The sequence below is a fragment of the Clostridiales bacterium genome (assembly GCA_030016385.1).
Classification (GTDB): Bacteria; Bacillota; Clostridia; order Clostridiales; family Oxobacteraceae; genus JASEJN01.
Window position 1 is genome coordinate 76,334 of record JASEJN010000004.1, and the last position, 16,581, is coordinate 92,914.

General features: G+C 37.3%; 19 protein-coding genes. All 19 read left to right on the forward strand.

What is annotated here, in order from left to right:
* Positions 1 to 65 precede the first annotated feature (65 nt).
* The 19 genes from dnaJ (at position 66) to QME45_01980 (ending at position 16,313) form a co-directional block, all read left to right on the forward strand.
* Positions 66 to 1,208, forward strand: coding sequence for a molecular chaperone DnaJ (gene dnaJ, locus QME45_01890; GenBank protein MDI6617411.1), 1,143 nt, complete (start codon positions 66 to 68; stop codon positions 1,206 to 1,208).
* 82 nt (positions 1,209 to 1,290) lie between these two features.
* The gene (prmA, locus tag QME45_01895) at positions 1,291 to 2,250 is read left to right on the forward strand and encodes a 50S ribosomal protein L11 methyltransferase (protein ID MDI6617412.1); all 960 of its coding nucleotides are present in this window, start codon (positions 1,291 to 1,293) and stop codon (positions 2,248 to 2,250) included.
* Positions 2,243 to 2,986, forward strand: a complete 744-nt coding sequence (locus QME45_01900) for a 16S rRNA (uracil(1498)-N(3))-methyltransferase (GenBank protein MDI6617413.1) — start codon at positions 2,243 to 2,245, stop codon at positions 2,984 to 2,986. Before prmA ends, QME45_01900 begins: the two co-directional genes overlap by 8 nt.
* A gap of 143 nt (positions 2,987 to 3,129) precedes the next feature.
* Positions 3,130 to 4,311, forward strand: coding sequence for an MFS transporter (locus QME45_01905; GenBank protein ID MDI6617414.1), 1,182 nt, complete (start codon positions 3,130 to 3,132; stop codon positions 4,309 to 4,311).
* Between the two features lie 120 nt (positions 4,312 to 4,431).
* A complete protein-coding gene (gene mtaB / locus QME45_01910) occupies positions 4,432 to 5,817 on the forward strand; it encodes a tRNA (N(6)-L-threonylcarbamoyladenosine(37)-C(2))-methylthiotransferase MtaB (protein ID MDI6617415.1) in 1,386 nt (461 codons plus the stop codon).
* A gap of 214 nt (positions 5,818 to 6,031) precedes the next feature.
* The gene (locus QME45_01915; protein MDI6617416.1) at positions 6,032 to 6,376 is read left to right on the forward strand and encodes a histidine triad nucleotide-binding protein; all 345 of its coding nucleotides are present in this window, start codon (positions 6,032 to 6,034) and stop codon (positions 6,374 to 6,376) included.
* A 226-nt stretch (positions 6,377 to 6,602) separates the two neighbouring features.
* The gene (gene rpsU / locus QME45_01920) at positions 6,603 to 6,779 is read left to right on the forward strand and encodes a 30S ribosomal protein S21 (protein ID MDI6617417.1); all 177 of its coding nucleotides are present in this window, start codon (positions 6,603 to 6,605) and stop codon (positions 6,777 to 6,779) included.
* 27 nt (positions 6,780 to 6,806) lie between these two features.
* Positions 6,807 to 7,250 (forward strand): GatB/YqeY domain-containing protein, encoded by a 444-nt coding sequence (locus QME45_01925; protein ID MDI6617418.1) that lies wholly within the window; start codon positions 6,807 to 6,809, stop codon positions 7,248 to 7,250.
* Positions 7,251 to 7,370: 120 nt separating this feature from the next.
* Complete coding sequence (yqfC, locus tag QME45_01930; protein MDI6617419.1) at positions 7,371 to 7,649, forward strand: sporulation protein YqfC; 279 nt, start codon at positions 7,371 to 7,373, stop codon at positions 7,647 to 7,649.
* 13 nt (positions 7,650 to 7,662) lie between these two features.
* Positions 7,663 to 8,841 (forward strand): sporulation protein YqfD, encoded by a 1,179-nt coding sequence (gene yqfD / locus QME45_01935; GenBank protein MDI6617420.1) that lies wholly within the window; start codon positions 7,663 to 7,665, stop codon positions 8,839 to 8,841.
* Between the two features lie 45 nt (positions 8,842 to 8,886).
* On the forward strand, positions 8,887 to 9,867 hold the full coding sequence (locus QME45_01940; protein ID MDI6617421.1) for a PhoH family protein: 981 nt from the start codon (positions 8,887 to 8,889) through the stop codon (positions 9,865 to 9,867).
* Between the two features lie 14 nt (positions 9,868 to 9,881).
* Positions 9,882 to 12,032 carry an HDIG domain-containing protein gene (locus QME45_01945; GenBank protein MDI6617422.1) on the forward strand — a complete coding sequence of 717 codons (2,151 nt, stop codon included), beginning with the start codon at positions 9,882 to 9,884 and terminating at the stop codon, positions 12,030 to 12,032.
* Positions 12,013 to 12,495 (forward strand): rRNA maturation RNase YbeY, encoded by a 483-nt coding sequence (ybeY, locus tag QME45_01950; protein ID MDI6617423.1) that lies wholly within the window; start codon positions 12,013 to 12,015, stop codon positions 12,493 to 12,495. Before QME45_01945 ends, ybeY begins: the two co-directional genes overlap by 20 nt.
* 13 nt (positions 12,496 to 12,508) lie before the next feature.
* Entirely contained in the window at positions 12,509 to 13,204 is a 696-nt protein-coding gene (locus QME45_01955) for a diacylglycerol kinase (protein ID MDI6617424.1), read from the forward strand.
* A gap of 192 nt (positions 13,205 to 13,396) precedes the next feature.
* Positions 13,397 to 13,789, forward strand: coding sequence for a cytidine deaminase (locus tag QME45_01960; protein MDI6617425.1), 393 nt, complete (start codon positions 13,397 to 13,399; stop codon positions 13,787 to 13,789).
* 23 nt (positions 13,790 to 13,812) lie between these two features.
* On the forward strand, positions 13,813 to 14,706 hold the full coding sequence (era, locus tag QME45_01965) for a GTPase Era (GenBank protein ID MDI6617426.1): 894 nt from the start codon (positions 13,813 to 13,815) through the stop codon (positions 14,704 to 14,706).
* Between the two features lie 190 nt (positions 14,707 to 14,896).
* Positions 14,897 to 15,043 carry a YqzL family protein gene (locus tag QME45_01970; GenBank protein MDI6617427.1) on the forward strand — a complete coding sequence of 49 codons (147 nt, stop codon included), beginning with the start codon at positions 14,897 to 14,899 and terminating at the stop codon, positions 15,041 to 15,043.
* Positions 15,044 to 15,065: 22 nt separating this feature from the next.
* On the forward strand, positions 15,066 to 15,821 hold the full coding sequence (gene recO, locus QME45_01975; GenBank protein MDI6617428.1) for a DNA repair protein RecO: 756 nt from the start codon (positions 15,066 to 15,068) through the stop codon (positions 15,819 to 15,821).
* 33 nt (positions 15,822 to 15,854) lie between these two features.
* Positions 15,855 to 16,313 (forward strand): DUF4342 domain-containing protein, encoded by a 459-nt coding sequence (locus QME45_01980; GenBank protein MDI6617429.1) that lies wholly within the window; start codon positions 15,855 to 15,857, stop codon positions 16,311 to 16,313.
* The last annotated feature ends 268 nt before the right edge of the window (positions 16,314 to 16,581 follow it).

Here is a 16,581-nt window from a genome sequence, read left to right on the forward strand (position 1 = left end):
AAGCTGGTGCAACCGGCTTTGGTTTTTCATAGTATTGGAAGCAAAAGCAACAGAAAGGTGGTGGGATATTGGCTAAGGATTATTATGCGGTCTTAGGACTTGATAAAAATGCAACAGAAGAGGATATTAAGAAGGCTTTCAGAAAGCTGGCGCTTAAATACCACCCAGATAGAAATAGAGGAGATAAATCGGCCGAGGAAAAATTCAAGGAAGTAAATGAAGCATACCAGGTATTATCCGATCCTAAAAAGAGAGCGCAATACGACCAATTTGGCACCGCTGACTTTAACGGACAAGGAGATTTTGGAGGCTTCGACTTTGGCGGAGGCTTTCAAGATTTCGGAGGCTTTGGTGATATATTCGATACAATATTTGGCGGAGGCTTTGACGGATTTTCAGGAAAGAGGAATAACGGACCTCAAAGAGGTGCCGATTTGCAATATACTCTAAATCTTTCGTTTGAAGAAGCAGCATTTGGCGTAACAAAAGAGATCGATATAACGAGGGATGAAGACTGCAAGGTATGTTCGGGTACGGGCGCGAAGCCCGGGACAAGGCCGATAACCTGTGACAAATGTAAAGGAACTGGCCAGATAAAGATACAGAGAAGGACCGGTTTTGGAAATTTTGTAACTGTTACGACATGTGATAAATGTGGAGGAAAAGGTACGATTATAAGGGAAGTATGCCCGGAGTGCCATGGCAGCGGAAGAGTAAGAAGACGAAGGAGAATAACCATAAAAGTTCCCGCAGGCGTGGATACCGGAAACACCTTACCGCTAAGAGGTGAAGGTGAACCTGGCATAAGAGGCGGTGACCATGGAGATTTATACGTAAATATAAATGTTCTTCCACACAAGTTGTTCAAGAGGGAAGGATTTGATGTAATTTGCGAGATACCTGTGTCATTCCCTCAAGCGGCATTAGGTTCCGAAATAGATGTACCGACAATCGACGGAATAATAAAATATACGATTCCGGAAGGGACGCAGAGCGGTACGATTTTTAAGATAAGAGGCAAGGGTATTCCGAAGATAAGAGGTTATGGACGCGGAGATGAAATAATCAGGATAATTGTTGAAACGCCAAGAAAGCTCAACGAAAAGCAAAAACAGCTACTAAAGCATTTTGCCGAAGCCTGTGGCGAGGATGTCAATGAACAGAAGAAATCTTTCTTTAACAAAGTAAAAGATGCCTTCGGGATATAAAAATGCTGGCCATATTTAAAAATGGCCGGTATTTTTTGAATTTGTTTTAAATATTCATCAATAGATAATTGGAGGCTGGTTTATGACCGATAAAAAATGGATGGAGATAACAGTAATTACGACAACAGAGGCTGTAGATGCTGTTTCTGAAATTATCTGCGAGCAGGGTGCGAATGGAGTATCAATTGAAGACCCTAAGGATATTATCAATAATAATTCCAAGGCGGGTGAGTGGGATTATATTGATGAAAGACTTTTTACCAAAAACTTAGAAGATGTGAAAATAAAAGGCTACTTGCCGGATGACAAAAGCGTGCATCAGAAGATCGAAAACATTAAAAATGCAGTTGAAAGGCTTGAAGATTATGGCATTAAAAAGGGCAAGGGTGAAATATCAATTAAAAAAGTAGACGAAACAGATTGGGCTAATTCATGGAAAAAGTACTACAAGCCCTTAAAAATAGGAGATCATATAGTCATCAAGCCGTCGTGGGAGAAATATACGGCAAAAAAAGACGATATTATAATTGATTTAGATCCTGGAATGGCATTTGGGACAGGTACTCATGAAACAACGAGGATGTGTATCGGACTGCTTGAGAAATATATAAAAAATAACTCTACAGTATTCGATGTAGGATGCGGTTCAGGCATTCTTTCGATAGCTTCATCAAAGCTGGGCGCAGTTAATGTTACTGGCATTGATATCGATGGAGTGGCTGTAAGAGTTGCCAGGGAAAACATCAGGCTAAACGGCGCAGAAAATATAAGGATACTCCATGGAAACCTGCTGGATGCGGTTCACGGGAAAGCCGATATAATTGTAGCTAATATCATCGCTGACGCAATAATTAAGATATCCGAAATCGTTCCAAAATTTCTTAAGGAAGGCGGAGTTTTTATATCATCTGGCATAATAAGCGACAGGTTGTCGGATACAAGGGATGTCCTGCTTAATAATGGATTTAAAATAATAGAGATTAAAGAAATGGGAGAATGGGTTGCAATAGCATCAACTGTGGAGAGAAAAGAAAATGCATAATTTTTTTGTGGCTTGTGATGCTGTACATGACGGCGTAATAGAGATAAGCGGTGATGATGCCTCTCATATCTCAAAATCCCTGAGGTTATCCGCGGGGAATGAGATTACAGTATCCGACGGCAATGGTAATAGTTATCTCTGCCTTATTTCCTCTGTGAACAAAAAGGCGATAACTTGTAAAATAATTAAAAAATCCCAATCGAATACTGAACCGCCTATAATAGTTGATTTATATCAAGGAATACCAAAGGCATCAAAAATGGATTTGATCGTGCAAAAATGTACCGAGATAGGGATAAATTCGATTATACCTGTTGAGACTGAGAGGACTGTTGTAAAATTAAAAGATGGGTATGATTTAAAAAACAAGCTTGAAAGATGGCAGAGGATTGCTGAAGAGGCGGCAAAGCAAAGCAGAAGAGGGCATATACCATCGATCATGGAGCCTGTCTTGTTCAAGAATGCCCTTGAAGATATTTCAAGTTATGATCTTGGAATTATTCCTTATGAGGAAGAACATGGAGTGGGGCTGAAAGAAGCGTTAAAATATAAAAATAATGCGCATAAAATAATGATCTTTATAGGTCCTGAAGGTGGTTTCAGCGATTCTGAGATACTTACGGCAAGGGTAAAAAACGTTTTGCCTGTAACAATGGGGCCTAGGATATTAAGGACGGAGACCGCCGGATTTGTATGCCTTTCGATTATAATGTATGAAATTGGCGACATGGGATGAGAAGCGTTCAAAATAACATAATCCTATTTATGCCTGATTTCAAATTGCGAATTGAAGGTAAAAGTAAAGATGAAATCACGGAACACAAGAAAAAGACTATAGGCAAGTAATTGTTGTATTCGTGTACTGCAAGGAGGATCTTGATGAATCCTGATTATAAAAAAACGGTACATGCCTGTTTTACCGGATATATTGTACAAGCAATTGTCAATAATTTTGTACCTCTTTTATTTTTGACTTTTCAGAATGGCTACTATATTCCCTTATCGAAAATTACTATGCTTGTCACCGCTAATTTTGGTCTGCAACTGGTGATCGACTTTCTGTCTGCGGGTTTCATTGATAAGATAGGCTATCGTGCGTCAGCTGTAATTGCACATGTTTTATCAGCAACTGGCTTGATTTGTCTTACGATTTTGCCCGGATTGTTTTCTGACCCGTTTGTGGGTCTGTTGATGGCCGTCATTATTTATGCTTCAGGCGGGGGCCTCCTTGAGGTTTTGATTAGCCCAATCGTGGAGGCATGTCCAACTGATAACAAAGAAAAAACAATGAGCATTTTGCACTCGTTTTATTGCTGGGGGCATGTTGGCGTGATTCTGTTTTCCACACTGTTTTTCAGCCTGTTTGGGATCAAAAATTGGAAAATACTTGCCTTGTTATGGGCATTGATACCTATTACCAATGTTTATACTTTTATGAAAGTACCGATAGCTCCTTTGATTGCGGAAGATGAGAAGGACCTTACCGTTAAAGAACTCATACAGAGAAAGGCTTTCTGGATTTTAATGCTTTTAATGATGTGTGCCGGGGCTTGTGAGCAAGCCGTAAGCCAATGGGCGTCTGCATTTGCGGAGCAGGGACTTGGAGTCAGCAAAACGATTGGCGATCTTGCTGGCCCCATGTTTTTTGCGATGATGATGGGAGTAACAAGACTGATCTATGGCAAACACGGGGAAAAGATCGATTTGAATAATTTTATGGTTTGCAGCGCTGTTCTTTGCATATGTTCCTATGTTGTTATTTCTCTGTCACCGTTACCGGTTCTCGGGCTTATCGGTTGTGGATTGTGCGGCTTATCCGTCGGCATCTTGTGGCCTGGGACTTTCAGTATGGCATCTGCGACCATAAAAGGCGGTGGGACTGCCATGTTTGCATTTCTCGCCCTTGGGGGTGATTTAGGATGCTCGGCAGGGCCAACATTTGTAGGTCTGGTATCCAGCGCAGCAGGTGATAATTTAAAGGCGGGCATCCTCGCAGGAATTGTATTTCCAGCCGTTCTCCTTTTTGGTATTTCACTAAAAAGAAAGATACAAAAAGCATAGAATTTTACATGTATCGTCTTGTGCTACGGCCAGATATATCCATACATTTTGCTTGACGGGAATTAAACCATTTAATATAATCAAGTAAAACCGGTTTAGAAGGGTAGAGAAAGATAAAAGATGGAAAATAGTAATGAAAAAGTTGATATAACTCTCAGCAATGATGAATTCTATAAGAAGTATGGACGGAAAAAGACCATAGGTGCATTTACTCTCGGATGCAAGGTAAATAGCTTCGAAACCGAGGCTATGATTGAGCTGTTCAGAAAAGCAGGATATGAAATTGTAGACTTCGACGAACCTGCGGATATATATGTAATAAACACATGTACTGTAACGAGCTCGGGAGATAAAAAATCCAGGAATATGATAAGAAGGGCAAAGAGGAATAATGCGAATGCAATAATAGCGGTTACAGGATGCTATTCGCAGGTATTCCCTGAAAAGGTAATGGCTATACCGGGTGTGGATATCGTTATAGGTACCGACGACAGGAAAAAGATCATCGATTTTGTGGAAGAATATAAAAAAAATAATGTCAAAATAAAACATGTTAGCGATATAATGAAAGTGAAAAAGTTTGAAGAATTAGATATAGATCAATACAGGGATAAAACAAGGGCTTTTTTAAAAATACAGGATGGCTGCAACAGGTTTTGTTCTTATTGCATGATCCCTTATGCGAGGGGGCCTATAAGAAGCAGGGAACCCGAAAATGTCTTAAATGAGGTGGAAAAGCTATCAAAAGCAGGCTTTAAGGAAATCATACTGTCAGGTATACACATCGCATCATACGGCGTTGATCTTGGGAATATAAATTTAGTTGATATAATTGAAAAAATTGAATATATTGATGGTATAGAGAGAATAAGAATAGGTTCTGTTGAACCGGTATTTTTTAAAGATAATATAATTGAGAGGCTAAAAAAAATAAAAAAATTATGCAGGCATTTTCATCTTTCGCTTCAAAGCGGGTGCGATGCGACACTTAAGAGAATGAACCGGAGGTATACCGCCGCCCAATATGAAGACATCGTAGAGAAATTGAGGGATGCATTTCCCGGAGTTTCAATAACTACCGATATTATCACAGGTTTTCCAGGCGAGACTGATGAAGAATTTAATGAAACATATAATTTTTTAAAAAGGTTGGAGCTTTCTAAAACCCATGTTTTCAAATATTCACCGAGAAGAGGTACGCCCGCTGCAAAATTCAAGGGGCAGGTTTCTCCTGAAGTAAAGGAAAAAAGGAGCAATATGTTGCTTAAGCTTAATGAGATCAATGAAAAAAAGTTTATCGATAAATTTATTGGCGGAACTCTTGATGTGCTTTTTGAACAGAGAGTAAAGGAAGATGCTGATTATTTGGAAGGTTATAGCGATAATTATATAAACATAAGGATAAAATCGAACGATAATAAACTGATAGGCAATATAAAAAAATGTGTTTTAGAGAAGAGCATGGGTGAATATGCCATAGGACATTTAGCTTTTTATGGAAGATGATGATTTGAAGGCGATGCTTGCAACGTTCAACCGATGATATATTTGCTTAAAAATGAAGGAGTTTTATATGATTTGTTGAATTAAGATAATATGTTATGTATTATAAAAAGGGAAAGATATTTTTCTAAACAGCAGAATGAAATGTTTTTCTCATACACGAGCTTAAATTTAAATTAACTTGACTTGAGAATGCATCAAAATGGGAGGTGAAAAAATGTCGGAATGTGTTTTTTGTCTGATAGCGCAGAAAAAGATTCAGAGCGAGATAGTATATGAAGATGAAGATATTTTAGCTTTTAAAGACATAAAACCCGAAGCACCTGTTCATATTATTGTTATTCCCAAAAAGCATATATCATCTGTCATGGATTTAAATGATGAGAATATATCAATAGTTTCAAAGGCGTTCAATGCTATAAAGTCGATTGCGGAAAAATACAATATAGCAAAAAGCGGATTCAGGATTGTTGCAAATTGCGGCAAAGACGGAGGGCAGAGTGTTATGCATCTGCATTTTCATTTGCTTGGCGGCAGAGATCTCAAGTGGCCTCCAGGCTAAATAAAACTTTAATTGGCGGCTGACGTATCCACCAAAACACATCCCATATTAAAGTTGTAAGTTGAAGGGCCGAAAGTTTGCTAAAGTCGAATAAACTGCAGTATTGACTTTATTTGGCTAATTAAGCTATAATAAAAATTGTGCTATTTATATCCCGCAAAATTGCAGCATAATATAGATTTTTATATTAAGCACAATTGTTAATATTGGAGGGAGGGAAAAATAGATGTCAGAAATCAAGGTTGGCGAAAACGAGTCATTAGAGAGTGCTCTTAGAAGATTTAAAAGAAAATGTGCACGGGCTGGCGTATTAGCTGAAGTTCGCAAGAGAGAGCATTATGAAAAGCCAAGTGTTAGAAGGAAGAAAAAATCCGAAGCAGCAAGAAAGAGGAAATTTAAGTAATTTAATATATAAAAAGGAGGGGTTAAGTTGTCCCTCAAAGAAAGACTTAAGGACGACTGGAAGGCTGCCTTGAAAGGCAGAGAAAACTTCAAAGCCGGAGTTATTTCTATGGCAAGAGCTGCTATATTGCAGTCCGAAAAAAGTGATGGCAAAGCCCTTGATGATGACCAGGTAATTGCCGTTTTATCAAAGGAAATAAAGCAAAGGAAAGAGTCAATTGTGGAATTTGAAAAAGGCAAAAGGCCTGACCTTGTAGAGCAAACCAAAAAGGAAATAGAGATATTACTTGATTACCTTCCTCAGCAGTTAACGAAAGATGAGATTAATGAGATTGTCAGAGAAGCAATAATCGAAGTGGGAGCAAATAGCATAAGGGATATGGGCAAGGTTATGACAAATCTTCAGCCGAAGGTTAGGGGAAAAGCCGATGGCAGAGTTGTCAGCCAGATAGTAAAAGAACAGTTGATGTAATATATAAAACACCTGTACAAACAGGTGTTTTTGTATTTTTTGGAATTATTGATTATATGTAGCATAAAAATATTATATGAAACAGTTATCTTCAAATCATATTCTATGGAAGTGGGTACAGTGATTAAAAGGCCGGGAAAACTCAGGGAACGATTTGCAGAAATACTGGAATTGCCGGAAGATATTGTGATGAATATTCCGAGAGTGACAATAGTAGGAAATTCCGAGATAGATATTGAAAATCACCGCGGTTTAATTGAATACAGCAGTCAGACTATAAGGATAAACACGAGCATAGGAATATATAAAATAACCGGCCTGAATCTTGAAATAAAAAATATCTTAGCAGAAGAGATAGTTATTACAGGCCAGATAGAGAATATAGATATATCAGGTTAGGGGTGTCTGTAAAATGAGAGAAAGCATTAATAAATATATGAAAGGTTATCTCACAATAAAGGTTGAAGGCCTCGATATAGAGAGATTCCTCAATATGTCGGTAACAAATAAGATATATCTCTGGGACATAAAACGCATCAGCTTTACCGAAGTTTTGATGAAGATAAATATAAAAGGATATAGATCGCTTAAAAGAATATCCAGAAAAACGGGATGTCGAATATCTATTGTTGAAAAAAAAGGCTTCCCATTTTTTTTATCGAGACTTGGTAAAAGAAAGATGATGGCGGCAGGTTTTTTAATATTTGTGGCTTTGATAATATGGCTTTCCTCATTTATATGGAGCGTAAGAATAACAGGCGTAGAGGGAATAAGGACGCAGGATGTAACCCAAAATTTGTCCGCATTGGGGGTGAGGCCTGGAGCTCCTAAATTAAATATTGCAGTAGCAGATGTTGAAAACAATATGCTTATAAGGATGAGCAGTTTATCATGGATAAAAATAAAATTAATCGGAACAAGGGCGGAAGTTCAGGTGAAGGAAAAGGTACCGGCCCCCGAAATGGTGCCTGTGGACAAACCATGTAATATTGTTGCAAAAAGGGATGGGATAATTGAAAAAATTGCGTCTACGAACGGAGACGTAGTTGTTTCACAAGGGGACCCCGTAAGAAAGGGACAACTGCTTGTTACAGGCGCTATAGACAGGGAAAATGCCGGAAGAAGATATGTTCATGCCTCAGCGGAGATCCTTGCCAGAACATGGTATGACGGGAGTGCCGCGGTTCCGCTCAAGAGCCAGAAAAATATCCGAACAGGCAGGAAAGCTCAAAGCATATATATTATTTCAGGATCAAAGAAATATATGTTAAAAAAATTAAACATTCCATATAAAAGTTATGATAAAATAGAAAGAAGTACAGGATTAATTGATACCGATGTTTTTCAGCTTCCTGTCCGGATTGTGATAGAAGATTATTATGAAACAATCGCTAAAAATATGGCAATAACTAAAGAAGAAGCACAAAAGCAGGCATTGGGTATCGCTGAGAAATCTATCCTCGACAATATTTCAAAAAGTGCTAAGATTATTGATAAAAAAGTGAGCGCAACTATAAAGGAAGGTGTGGCTGTAGCTAATGTAACCATAGAGACTATGGAGGACATAGGAGCCAGCGAGGAGATAAAATAATTGCACATGAATAACTTGTCTTCGATAAATAAGGAGGATTAAAACTTGGCGGAAAGTGTTAAAGAAGCAAATGTAAAGGTCAATAATATAAATGAAGTGGCTCTTTTATTTGGGAGCTTTGATTCAAATATAAAATTGGTCGAAAAACAGTATGGAGTGAATATTTTAAACAGAAGCGATGAAATAAAGATTACAGGAAAAGAGCAGGGAGTTTTAAAGGCCGTGAAGGTCATAAATAAACTCATCGATATGATCAAGGATGGTGAAGAGATTACAGAGCAGAGCGTAAATTATCTGATTGAACTTGTAAACGAGGGAAACGAGGATAAGATAAAAGATTTAATGGATGATGTTATATGTTTTACATCTAAGGGAAAGGCTATCAGATGTAAAACAATAGGGCAAAAAAGATATGTAGAATCCATACAGAAAAATGACGTCGTATTTGGGATAGGGCCTGCAGGTACCGGAAAGACTTATCTTGCGATAGCTATGGCGGTATCGTTTCTAAAGAATAAAAGAGTGAGCAGGATTGTTCTTACAAGGCCTGCCGTTGAAGCAGGCGAAAAGTTAGGTTTTCTTCCAGGCGATTTGCAGGAAAAGATAGACCCTTATTTAAGGCCTCTTTATGATTCTCTGTATGATATACTTGGAATAGAAACGTTCACAAAATATATGGAAAGCGGGGTAATTGAAGTTGCTCCTCTTGCATATATGAGGGGAAGAACCCTTGACGATTCTTTTATCATACTTGATGAGGCGCAAAATACTACTCCGGAGCAGATGAAAATGCTGTTGACGCGTTTTGGATTTGGCTCGAGAGTTGTTGTAACGGGGGATATAACGCAGATAGATCTTGGGAAAGATAAGACTTCAGGTTTAAAGCATGTTATCAAAGTGCTTAAGAATATAAACGGTATTGATTTTGTATATTTGACATATAAAGATGTAGTAAGGCACAGGCTTGTAATGGAGATCATAAAGGCATACGAAAGGTACAGCAAGGCAACTGATGGGGAATCCTGATAGGAGGAATAACAATGGATTTACAGAGGAATACTGTAGGCTCAAAACAGATTTTTAAAAATTTCAACTGGTTTATGAAAAATAGAAGATTCCAGCAGGTAACTATAGGAATCGCGATATTTATCATAATCTATGCATTGATTGCGACAAGTTTGACCCCTCAAAAATATAATCTGCATCCAAATGAGTATGCAACTGAAGATATTATTTCTCCAAAAGACGTAATAAACGAAGTCGCTACGAATAAAAAAATAGAACAAGCCATAGCGGATGTAGGAGAGATATATACGCCTGATAGAAATATTCAAAAACAGGCAATAGATAAGGCCAATAGCTTTTTTAACAAGGTACTTGAGGTACAGGCCATGCAGATTAGTCCGGATGAGAAAAATAAAGATGAAATAAGGGTTAATAAATTAAGCAGCGAATCGCCCATAAAATTGGCAAAGGATGATTATATTACAGCCGTACAGGCGAGCAAGGATGATATCAATTCTTTAAGGACCAGGGTTATAGAGTATCTCAATGCGGCATTTGAAAAAAATATAAACGATAATGAGAATGACCTTAAGGAAAAGAAACAGGATTATTCATATGCCATGTCCAATCTTGTTTTGCGGAAGGATTTGAAGGATCTCGGAACTAATATAGGATTTATGCTGATCAAGCCTAATATGGTTCTCGATATAAATGCGACCCAGGACAAACAGAACGAAGCAAAAGAAAAAGCTAAACAAAGTCCGGTTATGGTAAAAAAATATCAAAAAATAGTCGGAAAAGGCGAGCTTGTAACGGAAGAGCAAATATCCATACTGAAGAGCCTTGGGCTTTTGGAGGAGCAGAGCAAAATAGACTTTTCACTTTATATAGGCGTAGGCATATTGGTTGCACTTCTTGAAATGCTTGTGATAGTCTATATAAACAGGTTTGCTCATGAAATACTGAACAGCCCCGGAAAGCTGATTCTCATATGCTCCATTGTCGTAATAGAATTGCTTATTGCTAAATTTGCATATTCAAAATCGATTTCGGGATTTCTAATACCTACCGCTTTTGCGACGATGACTATATCTATTTTGATGAAACATCGTTTTGCATTGGTTTTAAATATCGCCTTATCCACTTTTATCACTCTTATGACGGGTTACAATATAGATGTGTTTATCGTAGGGCTGATAGGTGGCAGCGCGGGAGCCATTATCGCATCCAAAATGCATCAGAGAAATGATATTTTAATCGCCGGAGTAATCATAAGCGGAATAAATACCCTTGCGATATTTGCTACAAGTTTAATCAACAGTACCATGACGAAAGTGGTATTGCTGCAAAGCCTTCTCGGTTTGGTGAATGGAGGCCTCGCTACAATATTTACCATAGGATTGCTTCCATTTTGTGAAACTATTTTCGATATAGTAACACCGATGAGGCTTTTAGAGCTTTCAAACCCCAATCAACCATTGTTAAAGAAGCTTTTATTCGAAGCACCGGGTACCTATCATCATAGCGTGCTTGTGGGGAACTTGGCGGAGGCTGCAGCCGATGCCATTGGTGGAAATTCACTCCTCGCAAGAGTGGGGTCGTATTATCATGACATAGGTAAGATCAAAAGGCCTTATTTTTTCAAAGAGAATCAGCTTACAAACGAAAATCCACATGATAAGATTACTCCAAGTTTAAGTACTCTTATAATAACAAGCCATATTAAAGACGGAGTTGAAATGGCTAAAAAAAGCAAGCTCCCTTCTCAGATAATAGATATAATAAAGCAGCATCACGGTACGACGCTGGTAAAATATTTTTATGTAAAAGCTGTAAACGGCGGAGATATACATGAAGAAATAGATAAAGAGCAATTCAGGTATGAAGGGCCAAAGCCTCAGACGAGGGAGGCAGCCATTGTTATGTTTGCTGATTCAGTAGAAGCCGCGGTGAGGTCCATCCAATCGCCCACGAAAATGAATATCGAAGAGATGGTAAGAAAAATAGTAAACGAAAAATTGGAAGACGGCCAGCTTGAGGAATGCGATATCACCATAAAGGATATAAATAAAATAATCAAGGCCTTCTTAAATGTATTAAACGGGATATATCACGACAGAGTGGAGTATCCGAGTATTACCGCGGAAGAAAAGGATGATGATTTGTTTGACTCTTTTAATAGATGACAGGCAAAAGAAATTTAAAACAGATGAATTAGAAGGGCTAGTCAAAATAGCTGTAGAAAACACTATAAAGCATGAAGGAATGAAAAAAAAATGTGAAGTCAGTATTATTTTTATAGATAATGAAGAAATTAAAAGGATAAATAAAAACTTCAGGGGAATTGATAAAATTACAGATGTATTATCTTTTCCTCAAATAGAGTATAAAAATAATCTCATGGGTTCCGATATAGATAATATGGATCTCAATACCGGCGAACTTGTTTTAGGGGATATAGCCATATCACTTGACAGGGCATATGAACAATCCATAGAATACGGCCATTCATTCGAGAGGGAAGTCGCATACTTAACGGTTCATGGGATGCTTCATCTTCTGGGGTTTGACCATGAAACCGAAAGCGAAAGAAGGATCATGAGGAAAGAAGAAGAGGATATTCTTGCAGGCATTGGCCTTACAAGATAAATTGGAGAAAACCATGAAGGCTAAGAGGATCACTGATAGTTTTAATTATGCAATACAGGGAATAATCTATACGCTGCGAACGCAGAGAAATATGAGAATCCATTTTGCAATTGCTGCTGCTGTATTATGCATCAGTCTTTTTTTTGATTTGTCTAAAATGGAGCTTTTAATACTTTTTATTTCTATTACTTTTGTAATAGTCATGGAATTGATAAATACGGCAATAGAAGCTACGATAGATATATTTGTAAATTATTATCATCCTTTAGCGAAGATAGCTAAAAATGTCGCAGCAGGTGCTGTGCTGGTGTCCGCATTAAATGCGATTCTGGTAGGTTACCTTTTGTTTTTTGATAGGCTAATGCCTGTGACGCAGATTGTTATATATAAAGTTAAAAATTCACCTCCCCATACGATATTTATATGCCTTGCAATCGTGATGATTGCTGTTATAAGCTTGAAAGCATATTTCGGAGAAGGAACGCCTCTGCGCGGCGGAATGCCGAGCGGCCACAGCGCCATCGCATTTTCTATCGCAACGATGATTTCACTTCTTACAAAGGATTTGTTGATTGCAACTCTTGCTTTTTTTATGGCGTTTCTTGTCGCACAAACAAGGATCGAATCTAAAATCCACTCGGTACTTCAGACTGTAATAGGCGGCATCCTAGGTATTACTGTAACGATATTGATATTTGTCGTCTTTTAAAGAGAAAGCAAGACCTTTTAAAACTTGAATCTGGCGAATTAGTGTTTAAAATCGAAATAATATATGTACACCTTTACGGTTCGAAGTTCTTTACATATTTTATGGCAATTGATATAATTTAGTTGACAGAATTCGGTAAGGAAAGCTGGTTATGTTTTTGCTTGAGAATCAAGAGTTATTGCAGGTGGTTAAATGGATATAAGACAACTGATTGAATCTTCGATGAAAGCCAAGGAAAATGCATATGCACCGTATTCCAAATTCAGAGTTGGAGCGGCCCTGCTTGCAAAAGACGGCAGGATTTATACAGGTTGCAATATTGAAAATGCATCATATGGTGTTACCAATTGCGCCGAAAGGACTGCAATATTCAAAGCTGTTTCCGAAGGGGTAAAAGATTTTATTTCTATCGCTATTAATAGCGATAGCGATATGTTTGTGCTGCCCTGTGGTGTCTGCAGGCAGGTAATGGCTGAATTTTCATATGATATGAAAGTATATATATCCAATAGATACGGAGAATATAAAGAGTATAGTTTAAAGGATCTGTTTCCAGTACCGTTTACGAAAAACGATTTAGAATAATGGAGGAGAATTTCTTGACAGAAATATTTAAATCAGGGTTTGTAACAATCGCAGGAAGGCCCAATGTAGGTAAATCGACACTTATGAACCGTTTCCTAGGAGAAAAGGTTTCAATTGTGTCAAATAAACCTCAAACTACGAGGAACAATTTACAAACGGTTTTGACCGAGAAGAATTATCAGATAGTTTTTATCGATACGCCCGGTATTCACAGGCCGAGGCACAGGCTTGGCGAGTATATGGTAAAAGCAGCTCAGAATACTTTTAATGACGCTGATATAATACTGTTTATGATCACGCCTTCAAAGGAAATCAATGCGGCAGATAGTAAAATAATCGAGCATTTCAGAGATGAAAATGCATCTGTAATACTCACTATCAACAAAGTCGATGAGTATACAAAAGAGGAACTTGCAAAAACGATAGATATATATAAATCATTATATGATTTTAAGGAAATAGTTCCGATATCTGCGCTTAAGGGCATAAATACCGATACCCTTCTTAAAATTTTAGTGGAGAATTTGCCGGAGGGTCCTAAGTATTTTCCCGATGATGTATTGACCAATCAAAATAAAAGATTTTTAGTATCGGAGATAATAAGGGAAAAGGCACTTCAATTTTTAAGGGAAGAAGTTCCCCATGGTATAGCTGTTGAAGTGGAACATATGAAGAGGGAAGAGAAGAAAAACTTAATCGATATCAGTGCGGTGATATACTGTGAAAAGGAATCGCACAAAAGCATCATAATAGGTAAAGACGGACGGATGCTAAAAAACATAGGCATTAAGGCAAGGGCCGATATAGAAAAAATTCTTGATTCTAAAGTATACCTGAATCTATGGGTCAAAGTAAACAAAGACTGGAGAGACGATCCATCATCTTTGAAAAGACTTGGCTACAGTTTGAAAGCGTAAAACTCTTCCATGTATAATCTAAATCAGCATGGAAAATATAAATTTGTAGATAAATATATCTTCAATTCGTAATTTGAAATTTAGTATGGATGAAACTTATATTTTATGAATGACGAATGGAAGTGAATATATTCAAATCCTTAAAGGGGAGTAAGTATTTTAATAATAATTGCTCATAAGGGGGAGTTACATGCTGGATAAGGTGGTGTGGAAGTTTTTTGAAAAGACAGGTAATATAGATATTTATCTTATGTATAACGATATTAAAAATACCAATCAGTTAAAAACTGCTGAAAAAAATAATAAAGATGAAGCTGATTCAAAAAATATAAAATGATATTCTTAAAGGGGCGGTAAAGATGCCACTTGTTAAAGCCCAGGGCATTGTAATGAAGCAGATAAATTTGGGTGAAGCGGATAAAATTATCACCCTTTTTACAGACAGAATCGGAAAAATTCAAGCAGTTGCCCATGGGGCAAGGAAACCTAAAAGCAAGTTTTTAGCGTCAACACAGCTTTTTTCATATGGTGAATACGTAATGTATAAGGGTAGAAGCCTTTACACCATAAATCAAGCGGACGTAAAGGAGTCGTTTCAGAATCTCTTAGGGGATTTATATACTCTTACCTATTGCTCATATATACTTGAACTTTCCGATGTGCTTACTCAAAATGACGAGAGGAATACCGATTTATTTGCTTTGATTTTAAAGACATTTTATTTAATGTCGGAGGGCAGAATTGATCGTGATATTCTGACTATGGCATTTGAGATAAAGTCTATGTCTATATCAGGTTATATGCCTGGATTGTACAGGTGCATGATATGCGATACCGACAATAAGCTCACTGCATTTTTAAGCCAGGCCGGCGGATTGGTATGTGAAAAATGCGCGGATACGAGCAGTAACAGCATAAGAATTGACCGCTCTACGATAAATATCATGAGATATATTTTAAAGACGCCGCTGGAAAAGTTGAATACCATAAGGATTTCAATTGAAAACAAAAATGAAATCAAAAAAGTCATGAAAGATTATATAAAATATTATCTGGAAAGGGAATTTAAAAGCTTAGACTTTTTAAACGATATAAAAAGTGTGGAAAACCTATAGGTCTGTGTTAAAAAAATTATAGAGGTGATTTTTGTGGATATTGAGTTGGAAAAGGTCGATATTGTAAGAGAGAGAACGAAGGTAAACTACGAAGATGCAAAAGAAGCTCTTTTAAAAGCAAACGGCAATGTTTTGGATGCGATTATTTATATTGAAAAGAATCAGAAAAGCTTTGCCGATTCGGTCGGAGATGTAGGCAACGAATTCGCCGAAGCGATAAAGAATATAATAAAGAAGGGAAATGTAACCAGGATCAAGATAAAAAAGGATGGCAAAGTTATTTTGAATATACCTGTCGGCGCGGGAATTGTCGGTGGGGCCATAGGCATATATTATATGCCTGCTGTTGTTGCAATAGGTGCTCTTGCAGCAGTATTTACCAAAATTGAAGTCGAGATCGAAAGGCCGGATGGCAAGGTTGAAGTAGTTAAAGATATAATGAAGAATGCCGGTAAAGAGAAAACTTCTAAAGAGCATAATGACGAAGCATAAATTTAATTAGAATAGAAATATTTAATAAATTCCGCTGCTTTCGGAGTTTATTTTTTTTATCCGTGGCAAAAATTTAATATGGTTATATTTAAACTAAATAATTATCATTTTTAAAATATCACGGGTACATGTTTTGGATATGAAGAATATTATGGAAGGAGATTTTATGTTTTGCCATACGAGTAATTAAAACTGTGTCGCTTTATACATCCATTTGGGCATTATTTGAAGTTTGTGCTAAGTTATTTAGGCAGATATGTCGAATATT

What these genes read in the sequence shown, in the direction of transcription:
- mtaB (MDI6617415.1), top strand. Translation starts at nt 4,432, where the DNA reads ATGGAAAATAGTAATGAAAAAGTTGATATAACTCTCAGCAATGATGAA.
- rpsU (MDI6617417.1), top strand. Translation starts at nt 6,603, where the DNA reads ATGTCAGAAATCAAGGTTGGCGAAAACGAGTCATTAGAGAGTGCTCTT.
- QME45_01955 (MDI6617424.1), top strand. Translation starts at nt 12,509, where the DNA reads ATGAAGGCTAAGAGGATCACTGATAGTTTTAATTATGCAATACAGGGA.
- prmA (MDI6617412.1), top strand. Translation starts at nt 1,291, where the DNA reads ATGACCGATAAAAAATGGATGGAGATAACAGTAATTACGACAACAGAG.
- QME45_01915 (MDI6617416.1), top strand. Translation starts at nt 6,032, where the DNA reads ATGTCGGAATGTGTTTTTTGTCTGATAGCGCAGAAAAAGATTCAGAGC.
- QME45_01905 (MDI6617414.1), top strand. Translation starts at nt 3,130, where the DNA reads ATGAATCCTGATTATAAAAAAACGGTACATGCCTGTTTTACCGGATAT.
- yqfD (MDI6617420.1), top strand. Translation starts at nt 7,663, where the DNA reads ATGAGAGAAAGCATTAATAAATATATGAAAGGTTATCTCACAATAAAG.
- recO (MDI6617428.1), top strand. Translation starts at nt 15,066, where the DNA reads ATGCCACTTGTTAAAGCCCAGGGCATTGTAATGAAGCAGATAAATTTG.
- QME45_01960 (MDI6617425.1), top strand. Translation starts at nt 13,397, where the DNA reads ATGGATATAAGACAACTGATTGAATCTTCGATGAAAGCCAAGGAAAAT.
- QME45_01900 (MDI6617413.1), top strand. Translation starts at nt 2,243, where the DNA reads ATGCATAATTTTTTTGTGGCTTGTGATGCTGTACATGACGGCGTAATA.
- QME45_01970 (MDI6617427.1), top strand. Translation starts at nt 14,897, where the DNA reads ATGCTGGATAAGGTGGTGTGGAAGTTTTTTGAAAAGACAGGTAATATA.
- QME45_01945 (MDI6617422.1), top strand. Translation starts at nt 9,882, where the DNA reads ATGGATTTACAGAGGAATACTGTAGGCTCAAAACAGATTTTTAAAAAT.